The organism is Streptomyces sp. NPDC058701 (assembly GCF_042715295.1).
Classification (GTDB): Bacteria; Actinomycetota; Actinomycetes; order Streptomycetales; family Streptomycetaceae; genus Streptomyces.
The window spans coordinates 176,823-189,625 of sequence record NZ_JBHXSY010000014.1 but is presented as its reverse complement, the minus strand read 5'-3'; the positions used below and the strand labels follow the sequence as shown (position 1 = coordinate 189,625).

Genomic DNA, 12,803 nt, shown 5'->3' with positions numbered 1-12,803 from the left:
GGAATCCGGGCCGGGGCGACGGACCGTCAGTCCTGCTTCAGGACGAACGAGGTGTTGGCCACCGGCATCCCCGGCGACTTGAGTTCCACCACGTACGTGTCCGCCGTCGCGCTGCCCGCCGGAGGCGTCCGGCACTGGTCGGGGGCGCTGAACGTGCGGTCCCATTCGAGGACGTGCTTCGTCTCGCCCTGCGCGGCGACGCGGAAGAAGACGTTGCCCGCGCCCGGCGGGCAGTCGGCCGAGGACCAGACCGCCTTGCTGTCGCGCCCCTGAAGGATCGTCAGGATCGCCTGCTTCGGGCCGAGGTCGACCTTGCAGGTCGTTCCGGAGATGTTGCGGGCGATCAGTTCCAGCCGAGGCTTCTCGTTCGCCTCGTACTCGTTCTTCGCGCTCTTCACCTCCCATTGGAGGGCGCTCGTCGCGCACGTCGGGAGGGCGGAGTCGGCCGGAACCTGCGCCGCGCCACCGCCTCCGCCTGCGCCGCCTGCGCCGCCCGCCACTGCCGCCGCGCCGCCCGTGCCCGCGCCGGGGGACGAGCCCGGCTCGCCGTTCTTGCCGGTGCCCGCGGAGCCGCCGCCCTCGGAGCCGGTCGTACCGCCGCCGCCCGACTCGGCCCGGCCGCCCGGGGCCTGACTGATCGCCGGCCCGGTGCCCGAGGGACCGGGGGTGATCGTGATGGTGCCGGGGCGGCCCTGGCCCTTGCCGTTCGTACTCGACCCGTTCCCGCCGGAGCTGACGGCCCATACGGCGAGAATCGCGAGGAGCGCGGCAACGGACGCCAGCACGGCCCTCCGTCGCCAGTAGATGGAGGAGGGGAGCGGCCCGACCGGATTGCGCAGAGATCCCACGGACGGAACTTTACGAGAGTCCGCGCTCCGTTCCGCGCCCCCCATGCCGTGCGATGGGCGTGTTTTGCCGATCATCAGCCTGCGGGAGCCCGCGAACCCCGCCGAGAACGTCCGGAATCAGCCAGCAGACTGACGCGGGTGCCCTTTTTCCTTGCGTACCGTCGGTGACCATGGACAGCTCCGACCTCTACCGCGACATCACCGACTTCGCCCACTCGACGCCCGGCTGGGTGCAGTCGGCCTTCGAGGTCTGGACCGAGTACGGCCTCCTGGTCTTCGGCCTGCTCTTCATATCCGTCTGGTGGCGCTCGCGCGGCCGCCGCAGCCCCCGGACGGTCGCGGTCGCCGTCCTGGCTCCGCTGGCCACCGCCCTCGCGTACGTCACCTCCGAGTCGTTGAAGTCCGCCCTGGACGAGGACCGGCCCTGCCGCGCCGTCACCGGGGCCGCCGCCTCGCTGCTCGCGTGCCCGCCGGTCGGCGACTGGTCCTTCCCCAGCAACCACGCGACGATCGCCGGCGCCGCCGCCGTCTCCCTGGCCCTGGCCGTACGCCGGCTCGCGCTGCTGACCGTGCCGGTGGCCCTGCTGATGGCCTTCTCCCGCGTCTTCGTCGGCGTGCACTACCCGCACGACGTCGCGATCGGCCTGCTGCTGGGCGGCGCGGTGGCCGCCCTCGCCGTCCTGGCCCTCACCGGTCCGATCAGTACGATCATGGCGGCCATGCGGGCGAGCGGGGTCCGCGCCGCCGTGTGGTTCACCGGGCCCGGCCCGGCGCGGTAGGGGCGAAACGTGCCAGGATGCCGTCTGCCATGACTGCATCCCCATCACAGACCTCCGCGTCACAGACCTCCGCGCCACAGCCGACCGCGCCGCAGCCCGCCGCGAACTCCGCGCTGCACTCCCCCGTCATCGCGTGGTTCGACGAGCACGCCCGCGACCTGCCCTGGCGCCGCCCCGAGGCCGGCCCCTGGGGGGTCATGGTCAGCGAGTTCATGCTCCAGCAGACCCCGGTCAGCCGGGTCCTGCCGGTGTACGAGCAGTGGCTCGCCCGGTGGCCGCGGCCCGCCGACCTGGCCGCCGACGCCCCGGGAGAGGCCGTACGGGCCTGGGGGCGGCTCGGCTACCCCCGGCGGGCCCTGCGGCTGCACGGCGCGGCCCTGGCCATAACGGAACGGCACGGGGGCGACGTACCGCGGGACCACGCGCAGCTGCTCGCACTGCCCGGCATCGGGGAGTACACCGCGGCGGCCGTCGCCTCGTTCGCGTACGGGCAGCGGCACGCCGTGCTGGACACCAACGTCCGGCGGGTCTTCGCGCGGGCCGCCACCGGGGTCGAGTACCCGCCGAACGCCACCACGGCCGCCGAGCGGCGCCTCGCCCGGGCCCTGCTCCCGCAGGACGAGGACACGGCGGCCCGCTGGGCGGCGGCCTCGATGGAGCTCGGCGCGCTCGTGTGCACCGCCAAGAGCCCGGACTGCGCCCGTTGCCCGGTGGCCGGGCTGTGCGCCTGGCGGCTGGCCGGGAAACCGGCGCACGACGGGCCGCCGCGGCGCGGGCAGACGTACGCCGGCACGGACCGGCAGGTGCGCGGCAAGCTCCTGGCGGTGCTCCGGGAGGCCGTGGGCGCGGTTCCGCAGGCGGTGCTCGACACCGTCTGGGACGAGCCGGTGCAGCGTGCCCGGGCGCTGGACGGGCTGGTTTCCGACGGGCTCGTGGAACCGCTCGCGGGCGGTCTCTACCGGCTGCCGCAGACCTGACGGGAACCGGTCCGGGGCTGACTGCCACATTCCGCTTCGGACCGGGAAACCGCAGCTCACGGGCGCTGTTACACAACCTATGGGTGTCCGTGCGCCCACCGAAGGCTGGCCCGCACAGGCCCGTGACAACCCCTCCGTACCTTCGAGTCCGTAAGGCAGCGGTTGAGCGGTTGGACGGAACGGAGGCGGTCTGAGATGGCGCACGGCGAGGTACTCGAATTCGAAGAGTACGTACGCACTCGGCAGGACGCGCTGCTGCGCAGCGCCCGGCGCCTGGTCCCGGACCCCACCGACGCGCAGGACCTCCTGCAGACCGCCCTCGTCCGCACCTACGGCCGCTGGGACGGCATCGCCGACAAGTCCCTGGCCGACGCCTACCTCCGTCGCGTCATGATCAACACCCGGACCGAGTGGTGGCGCGCCCGCAAGCTCGAAGAGGTCCCCACCGAGCAGCTCCCGGACGCCTCCGTCGAGGACGGCTCCGACCAGCGCGCCGACCGCGCCCTGCTGATGGACATCCTCAAGGTGCTCGCGCCCAAGCAGCGCAGCGTGGTGGTGCTGCGACACTGGGAGCAGATGAGCACCGAGGAGACGGCCGCGGCGCTCGGGATGTCGGCGGGAACCGTGAAGAGCACCCTGCACCGCGCACTGGCCCGCCTCCGGCAGGAACTGGAGAGCCGGGACCTCGACATGCGCGCGCTGGAACGCGGTGACCACACCATGCGGTACGAGGGGCGTGAGCGGTGCGCGGCCTGACAGGCCAGGGTTTGAGCAGCGGCGGGTCGCTGGTGCTGATGTCGGCGGGGACGGTCGTCCTCGTCGGCACAGCCGTGTTCGCGGTCGGTTGTGCCACAGGCGGCACCGGTCTGCGCGACGGCGGGCCCGCGCGCACCGACGCCGTGGCCAAGACGGCCCCGTCCGCGTCCCCGTCCGACCCCGCCTCGACGCCGTCCGGGAAGCCCGCCCCGAAGGTGGACCCGGTCCGGCTCCTCATGGCCGACCCCAAGGTCAGCAACGCGATCAAGCGCGACCTCAAGCCCTGCACGGGCAAGGAGTACCCGGTCGACGTCAGCTACGGCAGGGTCACCGGCAGCCCCGTCGTCGACGTCGTCGTCAACGTGCTGTCCTGCGCGGACGCCCTGGGCCGCGGCTCGTTCGTGTACCGGGAGGACTCCGGAAAGTACGAGAATGTGTTCTCGGACGAGCAGCCACCCGTCTACGCGGAGATCGACCGGGGCGACCTGGTGGTCACGAAGCAGGTCTACGGAAAGAGCGACGCGCTCGCCTATCCGTCGGGCGAGGACGTGATCACGTACCGCTGGAACGGGGAGAAGTTCGTCGAGCACGACCGGGTGCACTCGGAGTACAGCAACGTGGTCGACGGCGGGGGCCAGCCCGCGCCGGTGGTCACGCCGAAGAGCTGACGGCCCGGCGCCGGCCGCCCGACCGCCCGACCCCCCTGACCACCGCAGAACCGAGCGAAGAGAAGAACCGAGGCGAGGCTCCCGCATGGCCGAGACCCATGTCCTGTTCGTGGAGGACGACGACGTCATCCGCGAGGCCACCACCCTGGCGCTGGAACGCGACGGGTTCGTGGTCACCGCGATGCCCGACGGCCTGTCCGGCCTGGAGTCCTTCCGGGCCGACCGCCCCGACATCGCGCTGCTCGACGTGATGGTGCCCGGCATGGACGGGGTGAGCCTGTGCCGGCGCATCCGCGACGAGTCCACCGTCCCCGTGATCATGCTGTCGGCGCGCGCCGACTCCATCGACGTGGTCCTGGGCCTGGAGGCGGGCGCCGACGACTACGTGACCAAGCCCTTCGACGGCTCGGTGCTGGTCGCCCGCATCCGCGCCGTGCTGCGCCGCTTCGGTCACGCCGGCGGCCCGCAGAACGGCGGTTCGGGCGTCGAGGACGACTCCGGCGAGCGCGGGGTCCTGGCCTTCGGCGACCTGGAGGTCGACACCGAGGGCATGGAGGTCCGCCGGGCGGGCGCCGCCGTGGCGCTGACGCCGACCGAGATGCGGCTGCTGCTGGAGTTCTCCTCCGCGCCCGGCACCGTACTGTCGCGCGACCGGCTGCTGGAGCGGGTCTGGGACTACGACTGGGGCGGCGACACCCGGGTGGTCGACGTCCACGTGCAGCGGCTGCGCACCAAGATCGGCCAGGACCGGATCGAAACGGTCCGCGGCTTCGGATACAAGCTGAAGGCCTGAGGCCACGACGGCATGAGGCGCTTCACCCTGCGCACGGGGATCCGCTGGAAGATCACCCTCGCCATCGCCGCGGTCGGCGCGCTCACCGCGGTGGCGCTGAGCCTGGTGGTGCACAGTGCTGCCCGGGTGTCGATGCTGGAGAGCGCGCGCGAGACCCAGCTCGACCGGGTCCAGTTCATGGCCGGCGTCGCCGAGGCCGGGCGCAAGCCGCCCATGGTGGCCAAGCTCAACGACCCGGAACTGCCGGCCGAGTTGCGCGAGAAGGCCCGCTCCGGCCGGCGCGGGACGTACGTGCAGGAGACCCGCAAGGGCGCGCCCGAGGTATGGGCCGCGGTGCCGCTCGGCAACGGGCAGGTGCTGTCGCTGCACACGCAGTTCCGGGAGAGCGCCAACATGGTCCGGGACCTCGACCGGGCGCTGGTCGTCGGCTCCCTCGCCGTCGTGATCGGCGGCTCGGCGCTCGGCGTCCTCATCGGGGGCCAGATCTCGCGCCGGCTGCGCAAGGCCGCGGCGGCCGCGCAGCGGGTGGCCCACGGGGATCCCGAGGTCCGGGTGCGGGACGCCGTCGGGGGCCTCGTACGGGACGAGACGGACGACCTCGCGCGGGCCGTGGACGCCATGGCCGACGCGCTCCAGCAGCGGCTGGAGGCCGAGCGGCGGGTGACCGCGGACATCGCGCACGAGCTGCGGACGCCGGTGACGGGCCTGCTGACGGCGGCGGAACTGCTGCCGCCGGGGCGGCCGACCGAGCTGGTGCGCGACCGGGCGCAGGCGATGCGCGCCCTGGTGGAGGACGTGCTGGAGGTGGCCCGGCTGGACAGCGCGTCCGAGCGGGCGGAGCTCCAGGACGTGGCGCTGGGCGAGTTCGTGAGCCGTCGGGTGCGGGCGCTGATGCCGGAGGCCTCCGTACGGGTCGTGGCGGACGAGATCGTGAGCACCGACCCGCGGCGCCTGGAGCGGATCCTGGGAAACCTGCTGGCCAACGCGACCCGGTACGGGCAGCCGCCGATCCAGGTGGACGTGGAGGGGCGGGTCGTACGGGTCCGCGACCACGGGCCGGGATTCCCCGAGGCGCTGCTGCGCGAGGGGCCGAGCCGGTTCCGGACCGGCTCCACGGACCGGGCGGGCGTGGGCCACGGGCTGGGGCTGACGATCGCGGAGGGGCAGGCGCGGGTGCTGGGCGCCCGGCTGACGTTCCGCAACGTGGCGGCTCCGGGCGGCTTCGAGCGCGAGGGCACGGCGGCGGGCGCGGTGGCGGTGCTGTGGCTTCCGGAGCACGCGCCGACGGCGACGGGCAGCTTCCCGGTCGTCAAGCTGCCCCAGGAGTGAGCATCGCGGTCCGGTGCCGGAGCGGTACCGGGCCGTAGGTCCTGCCGGGCGCGTGACTTAGCATCCCTGGCATGACCGACGGTACGAATCCCCCCAGCAGCCCGCAGCCCGAGCAGCCCGCCCCGGGGAGCGGCGGCTACGGGTTCCCGCCGGGACCGCCCGCGTCCGGCGGTTACGGCTACCCGGCCGACCGGGGCCCGCAGCCCGCGCCGGGCGGCGGCTACGGCTACCCGGCGCCGCCGTCCGCGGGCGGTTACGGCTACCCCGCGGACCAGGGTCAGGGGCAGGGGCAGGGGCAACCGAACCCGTACCAGCAGGACCTGCCGGGGCCGTACCGGCCGGGCGGCTACCAGCCGTTCCCCGGCGGCGCCCCGGCCGCAGCGGCGGACCCGGGCGGGGCGGCGGACCCGGGCGGGGCGTGGCCGCCGGCCGGTGCACAGCAGTCGGCGCCGTTCGCGCAGCAGCCGGACCAGCCGGACTGGGAGGCGCTCGCCGAGCGCTCGGCGGCCGAGCGGCGCAGGAAGCGGCTGTGGACGATCGGCGGACTGGTGGCCGTACTGGCCCTGCTCGCCGGTGGCGGAACGTTCCTGCTGATGGGCGGGGACGACGACAAGCCGCAGGACGTCGCGGACGACGCCCCGGCGGCGACCGGGTCGGCCTCCCCCAAGCCGGAGGGCTCCAAGAGCAAGGGCCCGGTCGACAAGTCCCCCACCGTCGCCAGCGACCCGACGCTGATCCGGGACCACAGCGGCAAGGACCACCTGAAGATGAGCGCCGAGGCGGGCGTCTTCGCGATCGACAAGCACTACGAGCTGCGGACCAAGGGCAACGAGAAGTCGTACGCCGAGGCCGAGAAGCGCGTCGTCGACGCGTCCAAGAGCTTCACCGTCTCGGCCCGCGTCTGGAACCGCTCCCCGAAGGGCCGCCAGATAGCCGTCAGCCAGGGCAACGACAAGACCTTCGGCTTCGAGCTGGGCTCGGACGAGGTGAACGGCAAGCCCGCGTGGATCTTCCGCGTCCAGACGAGCGACCAGGGGGCCGACTCCACGACGCAGACCGTCGCCGCGGAGGGGATGAAGATGGCGAAGACGATGACGACGCTGACGGGGACCTACGACGCCGACAAGAAGACGATCACCCTGTACGTGAACGGCAAGAAGGCCTCGGAGGGCCAGGTCACGGACGTCCACAACGCCCCGGGCCCGCTCCAGCTGGCCCGCTCCCGCCACGAGGGCAACTGGACCGGCTCCTGGAACGGGGCCATGGACAGCATGCGCACCTTCGGCGTGGCCCTGACGCCGGAGCAGGTCGCCGCCGTCCGCCAGAACAAGCTGCCCTCGTCGGTCAAGCCGACCGGCGCATGGGTCCTGCTCTGATCACCGGCCGGCCGACGGTCCTTGCCGGCCGGCTCGTGCGTACCGCTGTTTAGAGGTGGACGCCGGCGTTGCGCAGGAAGGCGACCGGGTTGACGGCCGAGCCGTAGTTCGGGGTGGTGCGGATCTCGAAGTGCAGGTGGGGGCCGCTGGAGTTTCCGGTGTTGCCGGACAGGGCGATCCGCTGGTCCGTGGAGACCTTCTGGCCGATCTTGACCTGGATGCGCGAGAGGTGCGCGTACTGGGAGTACGTGTTGTTCGCGTGCTTGATCACGATGGCGTTGCCGTAGGCCGGGCCGTCGCCGCCGCCGTTGGGGCCGGCCTTGACGACGGTTCCGGCGCCCGCGGCCTTGACCGGGGTGCCGACGGGGACGGCGAAGTCCTGACCGGAGTGCTTGTGCGACCACATGGTGCCGCCCCGGCCGAAGGTCGCGGACAGCGTGTACTTCTCGACCGGCTTGTCCCACACGCCGGTCTTCGCGCCCTTGGCGGCCGCACCCTTGGCCGCGGCGGTCTGGGCGGAGGCCTGCTGGGCGACCAGCTGGGCGGTGCCCGTCAGGGCGGTCTGCGTCGTGTCGGCGAACGCGGCGGACGTCCCGGCCCCGAGGGCCAGCACACCGAAGGTGGTTACGCCGACGGCAATGCGGGTACGACGGGTAGTGACGCGCTTCGCGAACATGAAATAGACCTCCGAGGCCGGGGACAGGACGAGTCACGCCCTCTTCGGGCATGAAGTGACCCGGCACGATCAAGCACGTGCCGGGCTGGCTCCACCTTGGTAACCCGCGCCCCCGGCGTTCCCCAAACGCCTCCGTTACTACCCGGGCTCGTAGCCGGGTCGGGGGCTCTCGGACCTGTTGACCGCCCCCCGCTGGGGCGGAGGTTCCGTTTTGGGGTCCTTTGGATCTACGAATCCGCCTAGTACGTCCGATTTGTCTTGTGCGGCTTGTCACCGGCCGCGGCCCCTCGGCGGCCCGGTCCCGGACCATCGGCCGTCACTGCGTGCTGCCCGTCCGCGCCGGCCGTCCCGGAGCCGACCACCCCCCGCGTCGACCGCCCGCGTCGTCACGCCTCCCGACGACCGCGCGCGTCGACCGGCCCTCTCCGGCCCTCCGCGCCGCGCTTCGGCTTCGCGCGACCTGTGGCGGCCGGTACCGGGCGCCACAAGCCGCCGTACGGCTCCCTCGCGGGAGCAGACCACCGCCGGAGTCCGTTCACGGCCCGACACCGCCCGGGAGCCGTCCGCACGCCCGCCCGGGGCCGGCACCGCCCCCGGGCGGCCACAGGACGCCACGCACGCGAGAGGGGCGGCCCCGGAACCGACTGGTTCCGGGGCCGCCCCTCTCGTCCGTACCGCGCCGCTAAGCGGCGGCGGTCACGCGCCCTTCGACAGGTCCGGGCCGGAGCCCGTGGCCTCGATCGGGGGGAGGTCCGGCAGAGCCGTCTTCTCCTCGCCGCGGAAGGTGAACTTGGCGGTCTCGCCCTCACCCTCCTTGCCGACGACCACGATCTGACCGGGACGCAGCTCGCCGAAGAGGATCTTCTCCGAGAGCAGGTCCTCGATCTCGCGCTGGATGGTCCGGCGCAACGGGCGGGCGCCCATGATCGGGTCGTAACCGCGCTTGGCGAGCAGGAGCTTCGCGTCACCGCTCAGCTCGATGCCCATGTCGCGGTCCTTCAGGCGCTCGTCGACCTTGGCGATCATGAGGTCGACGATCTGGATGATGTCTTCCTCGGTGAGCTGGTGGAAGACGACCGTGTCGTCGACACGGTTGAGGAACTCGGGCCGGAAGTGCTGCTTGAGCTCTTCGTTGACCTTCGCCTTCATCCGCTCGTATCCGGTCTTGGTGTCGCCCTGGGCCGCGAAGCCCAGGTTGAAGCCCTTCGAGATGTCCCGCGTACCCAGGTTGGTCGTCATGATGATGACCGTGTTCTTGAAGTCCACGACCCGGCCCTGGGAGTCGGTCAGGCGACCGTCCTCCAGGATCTGGAGAAGGGAATTGAAGATATCCGGGTGGGCCTTCTCGACCTCGTCGAAGAGGACGACGGAGAACGGCTTGCGGCGCACCTTCTCGGTGAGCTGGCCGCCCTCTTCGTAGCCCACGTAGCCGGGGGGCGAACCGAAGAGACGGGAAACCGTGTGCTTCTCGCTGAACTCCGACATGTCGAGGGAGATCAGCGCGTCCTCGTCGCCGAAGAGGAATTCGGCGAGCGTCTTCGACAGCTCCGTCTTACCGACACCGGACGGACCGGCGAAGATGAACGAGCCACCCGGGCGCTTCGGGTCCTTCAGACCCGCACGGGTACGGCGGATCGCCTGGGAGAGCGCCTTGATGGCGTCCTTCTGGCCGATGACCCGACGGTGCAGCTCGTCTTCCATGCGAAGCAGTCGCGAGGACTCCTCCTCGGTGAGCTTGAAGACGGGAATGCCGGTCGCGGTCGCGAGGACTTCGGCGATGAGCTCGCCGTCGACCTCGGCGACGACGTCCATGTCGCCGGCCTTCCATTCCTTCTCGCGCTTGGCCTTCGCCGCCAGCAGCTGCTTCTCCTTGTCGCGGAGAGACGCCGCCTTCTCGAAGTCCTGGGAGTCGATGGCCGACTCCTTGTCGCGGCGCACGCCCGCGATCTTCTCGTCGAACTCGCGGAGGTCCGGCGGCGCGGTCATCCGGCGGATGCGCATCCGGGAGCCGGCCTCGTCGATCAGGTCGATCGCCTTGTCCGGGAGGAAGCGGTCCGAGATGTACCGGTCCGCCAGCGTCGCCGCCTGGACGAGGGCCTCGTCCGTGATGGAGACGCGGTGGTGGGCCTCGTAGCGGTCCCGCAGGCCCTTGAGGATCTCGATCGTGTGGGGGAGGGAAGGCTCCGCCACCTGGATCGGCTGGAAGCGGCGCTCGAGGGCCGCGTCCTTCTCGAGGTGCTTGCGGTACTCGTCCAGCGTCGTGGCACCGATGGTCTGGAGCTCACCACGGGCCAGCATCGGCTTGAGGATGCTCGCGGCGTCGATCGCGCCCTCGGCGGCGCCCGCACCCACGAGGGTGTGGAGCTCGTCGATGAACAGGATGATGTCGCCGCGGGTGCGGATCTCCTTGAGCACCTTCTTCAGGCGCTCCTCGAAGTCACCGCGGTAGCGGGAACCGGCGACCAGGGCACCGAGGTCAAGCGTGTAGAGGTGCTTGTCCTTGAGGGTCTCGGGGACCTCGCCCTTGACGATCGCCTGCGCCAGCCCCTCGACGACGGCGGTCTTGCCGACGCCGGGCTCGCCGATGAGGACCGGGTTGTTCTTGGTCCGGCGGGACAGGACCTGCATGACCCGCTCGATCTCCTTCTCGCGCCCGATGACCGGGTCGAGCTTGGATTCGCGGGCGGCCTGCGTGAGGTTGCGGCCGAACTGGTCCAGGACGAGCGAGGTCGAGGGCGTGCCCTCGGCCGGGCCGCCGGCCGCGGCCGACTCCTTGCCGCCCCCGGTGTAGCCGGAGAGCAGCTGGATGACCTGCTGCCTGACCCGGTTGAGATCGGCGCCCAGCTTCACGAGGACCTGGGCTGCGACGCCCTCGCCCTCGCGGATCAGGCCGAGCAGGATGTGCTCGGTGCCGATGTAGTTGTGGCCGAGCTGGAGGGCCTCTCGGAGCGACAGCTCCAGGACCTTCTTCGCCCGCGGGGTGAAGGGGATGTGGCCGGAAGGGGCCTGCTGCCCCTGTCCGATGATCTCCTCAACCTGCTGGCGAACAGCCTCGAGCGAAATCCCGAGGCTCTCCAGGGCCTTAGCGGCGACACCCTCACCCTCGTGGATCAAGCCCAGGAGGATGTGCTCGGTGCCGATGTAGTTGTGGTTGAGCATCCGGGCTTCTTCCTGAGCCAGGACGACAACCCGCCGCGCGCGGTCGGTGAACCTCTCGAACATCGTTTATCGCTCCTCAGAGCGGTCGGGCAGTTCGGGGTCGGTCCCCGCCCTGTCCTTCCGCATGCTAGTCCCGCGGGGCGGGACAGCTCATTCCAACTGCCGACATCCGTCCGCGGCTCACCCCCACGTCGGTGAGGAAAACCGGCCTGAACAGCCGACAACTGCTCCAACCCGATAGTGGGAGACGATGTTCCCGCAGGCCAGGCAGATACCCGTCACGCGTGTACGCCGGTGGCGAACGGGAGCCGCACAAATCAGCGTGTCGCCCCGATCCACTAGGAATGTCTTACCCGTCAGGACTGACACTCCATGCCGGTGACCCCGGTTCACTCCGCTAAGGGCGAACACGGTTGCGTCCCGAATGTGGGACCCCACCGCTGCGGATCTTTACGTTCCGCATGGGACCGCGTGCGGTGCGTCACACCGCCCGTAACCCCCGGGGCATTCGGGAGTTGCTCCGGACATGGCCGTCAGCAGCGTCACCGTCCCGTCGCCCCGCGTACCGCCCCGGGAGGACGCGTACGCCTCCTGGTACGAGCGGGTGCTCGGCTGGACCGTCGCCGGCGGACCGCCGGCCCAGCTCGTCACCGGAACCCGGTTCGACGTGCTGGAGCTGCCCTCCGACGCCGGGGCCGCCCTGCTGCGCAGGCCCGTCGCCACCGGACCGGTGGCCCTGATGGGACGCCGGATGCGGTTCCTGGTGGCCGCCGGGAGCGCCGAAGAGCTGGACGGTCTGCTCGACTGGCTGGAGTGGGGCGGGGTCGCCCTGGATCTCGCGGCCCTGGGTGAGGGTGGCCGGATCACCGCTCCGAAGCCGCCCGGAGCTCCCTCCGGAGAGGGCCCCCGGGAGGCCGCCGTGTGGCTGCGGCCCCCCGAGAAGGGGTGTGAGGCGCTGCTGCCGTCCCTTCCCGCTCCCGGGAAGGGCGCCGGACCCGCGGGCGGGCCCGATCTCGTACGCCTGGTCGCGGCGGCGGCGACGGAGTGCCACCGGGCGCGATTGCGGCGCACGCGCCGGACCCGTCAGCCCTTGGCCTTCTCGTAGGCCTCGCGGATTTCGGCCGGAACGCGGCCGCGGTCGTTCACGTTGTAACCGTTCTCCTTGGCCCACGCGCGGATCTCGGCGGTGTCCGGGTTACCGGTCGTCGCGGAGGCGCGGCCCTTGGTGCGGGTGGCGCTGGCACGGCCACCGGTGCGGCGTCCGCCCTTGGTGTACGGGTCGAGCAGACCGCGGAGCTTTTCAGCGTTGGCGGTGGTGAGGTCGATCTCGTAGGTCTTGCCGTCCAGAGCGAACGTCACCGTCTCGTCCGCCTCGCCGCCGTCGAGGTCGTCGACAAGAAGGACCTGAACCTTCTGTGCCACCGGGATTTCCTTTCATCGAA

General features: G+C 71.7%; 12 protein-coding genes. 8 read left to right on the top strand and 4 right to left on the bottom strand.

From position 1 onward, the window contains the following. Positions 1-26 precede the first annotated feature (26 nt). On the bottom strand, positions 27-848 hold the full coding sequence (locus tag ACFWW8_RS18100; protein ID WP_386529833.1) for a hypothetical protein: 822 nt from the start codon (positions 846-848) through the stop codon (positions 27-29). Positions 849-1,018: 170 nt separating this feature from the next. Here ACFWW8_RS18100 and ACFWW8_RS18095 point away from each other — a divergent pair, with 170 nt between their 5' ends. The 7 genes from ACFWW8_RS18095 to ACFWW8_RS18065 all read left to right on the top strand — a co-directional run bounded on the left by ACFWW8_RS18095 (position 1,019) and on the right by ACFWW8_RS18065 (position 7,526). Next, positions 1,019-1,627 carry a phosphatase PAP2 family protein gene (locus ACFWW8_RS18095; RefSeq protein ID WP_386529831.1) on the top strand — a complete coding sequence of 203 codons (609 nt, stop codon included), beginning with the start codon at positions 1,019-1,021 and terminating at the stop codon, positions 1,625-1,627. A gap of 29 nt (positions 1,628-1,656) precedes the next feature. Further along, the gene (locus ACFWW8_RS18090; protein WP_386529830.1) at positions 1,657-2,604 is read left to right on the top strand and encodes an A/G-specific adenine glycosylase; all 948 of its coding nucleotides are present in this window, start codon (positions 1,657-1,659) and stop codon (positions 2,602-2,604) included. A gap of 195 nt (positions 2,605-2,799) precedes the next feature. Then, complete coding sequence (locus ACFWW8_RS18085) at positions 2,800-3,360, top strand: SigE family RNA polymerase sigma factor (protein ID WP_319727094.1); 561 nt, start codon at positions 2,800-2,802, stop codon at positions 3,358-3,360. A gap of 38 nt (positions 3,361-3,398) precedes the next feature. Further along, entirely contained in the window at positions 3,399-4,028 is a 630-nt protein-coding gene (locus tag ACFWW8_RS18080) for a hypothetical protein (protein ID WP_386529867.1), read from the top strand. Between the two features lie 85 nt (positions 4,029-4,113). Next, entirely contained in the window at positions 4,114-4,821 is a 708-nt protein-coding gene (gene cseB / locus ACFWW8_RS18075; RefSeq protein WP_386529828.1) for a two-component system response regulator CseB, read from the top strand. A 12-nt stretch (positions 4,822-4,833) separates the two neighbouring features. Then, positions 4,834-6,150 (top strand): two-component system sensor histidine kinase CseC, encoded by a 1,317-nt coding sequence (gene cseC / locus ACFWW8_RS18070; RefSeq protein ID WP_386529827.1) that lies wholly within the window; start codon positions 4,834-4,836, stop codon positions 6,148-6,150. 71 nt (positions 6,151-6,221) lie between these two features. Beyond that, the gene (locus ACFWW8_RS18065; protein WP_386529825.1) at positions 6,222-7,526 is read left to right on the top strand and encodes a LamG-like jellyroll fold domain-containing protein; all 1,305 of its coding nucleotides are present in this window, start codon (positions 6,222-6,224) and stop codon (positions 7,524-7,526) included. Positions 7,527-7,575: 49 nt separating this feature from the next. Here ACFWW8_RS18065 and ACFWW8_RS18060 read toward each other — a convergent pair whose 3' ends face one another. Together ACFWW8_RS18060 and ACFWW8_RS18055 are read right to left on the bottom strand one after the other, a co-directional pair. Next, positions 7,576-8,202, bottom strand: a complete 627-nt coding sequence (locus ACFWW8_RS18060) for a M23 family metallopeptidase (RefSeq protein WP_386529824.1) — start codon at positions 8,200-8,202, stop codon at positions 7,576-7,578. Positions 8,203-8,898: 696 nt separating this feature from the next. Then, positions 8,899-11,424: an ATP-dependent Clp protease ATP-binding subunit gene (locus ACFWW8_RS18055; RefSeq protein WP_386529822.1), complete on the bottom strand. Its 2,526-nt coding sequence runs from the start codon at positions 11,422-11,424 to the stop codon at positions 8,899-8,901. Positions 11,425-11,887: 463 nt separating this feature from the next. Here ACFWW8_RS18055 and ACFWW8_RS18050 point away from each other — a divergent pair, with 463 nt between their 5' ends. Beyond that, complete coding sequence (locus tag ACFWW8_RS18050; RefSeq protein ID WP_386529821.1) at positions 11,888-12,466, top strand: SCO3374 family protein; 579 nt, start codon at positions 11,888-11,890, stop codon at positions 12,464-12,466. Here the strand turns inward: ACFWW8_RS18050 and ACFWW8_RS18045 are convergent. Then, a complete protein-coding gene (locus tag ACFWW8_RS18045; protein WP_383932049.1) occupies positions 12,445-12,783 on the bottom strand; it encodes an Lsr2 family protein in 339 nt (112 codons plus the stop codon). The genes ACFWW8_RS18050 and ACFWW8_RS18045 overlap by 22 nt on opposite strands. Between the last annotated feature and the right edge of the window lie 20 nt (positions 12,784-12,803).

Coding starts and splice junctions, on each gene's coding strand:
- ACFWW8_RS18095 (WP_386529831.1), top strand. CDS start 1,019: ATGGACAGCTCCGACCTCTACCGCGACATCACCGACTTCGCCCACTCG.
- ACFWW8_RS18090 (WP_386529830.1), top strand. CDS start 1,657: ATGACTGCATCCCCATCACAGACCTCCGCGTCACAGACCTCCGCGCCA.
- ACFWW8_RS18085 (WP_319727094.1), top strand. CDS start 2,800: ATGGCGCACGGCGAGGTACTCGAATTCGAAGAGTACGTACGCACTCGG.
- ACFWW8_RS18080 (WP_386529867.1), top strand. CDS start 3,399: ATGTCGGCGGGGACGGTCGTCCTCGTCGGCACAGCCGTGTTCGCGGTC.
- cseB (WP_386529828.1), top strand. CDS start 4,114: ATGGCCGAGACCCATGTCCTGTTCGTGGAGGACGACGACGTCATCCGC.
- cseC (WP_386529827.1), top strand. CDS start 4,834: ATGAGGCGCTTCACCCTGCGCACGGGGATCCGCTGGAAGATCACCCTC.
- ACFWW8_RS18065 (WP_386529825.1), top strand. CDS start 6,222: ATGACCGACGGTACGAATCCCCCCAGCAGCCCGCAGCCCGAGCAGCCC.
- ACFWW8_RS18060 (WP_386529824.1), bottom strand. CDS start 8,202: ATGTTCGCGAAGCGCGTCACTACCCGTCGTACCCGCATTGCCGTCGGC.
- ACFWW8_RS18055 (WP_386529822.1), bottom strand. CDS start 11,424: ATGTTCGAGAGGTTCACCGACCGCGCGCGGCGGGTTGTCGTCCTGGCT.
- ACFWW8_RS18050 (WP_386529821.1), top strand. CDS start 11,888: ATGGCCGTCAGCAGCGTCACCGTCCCGTCGCCCCGCGTACCGCCCCGG.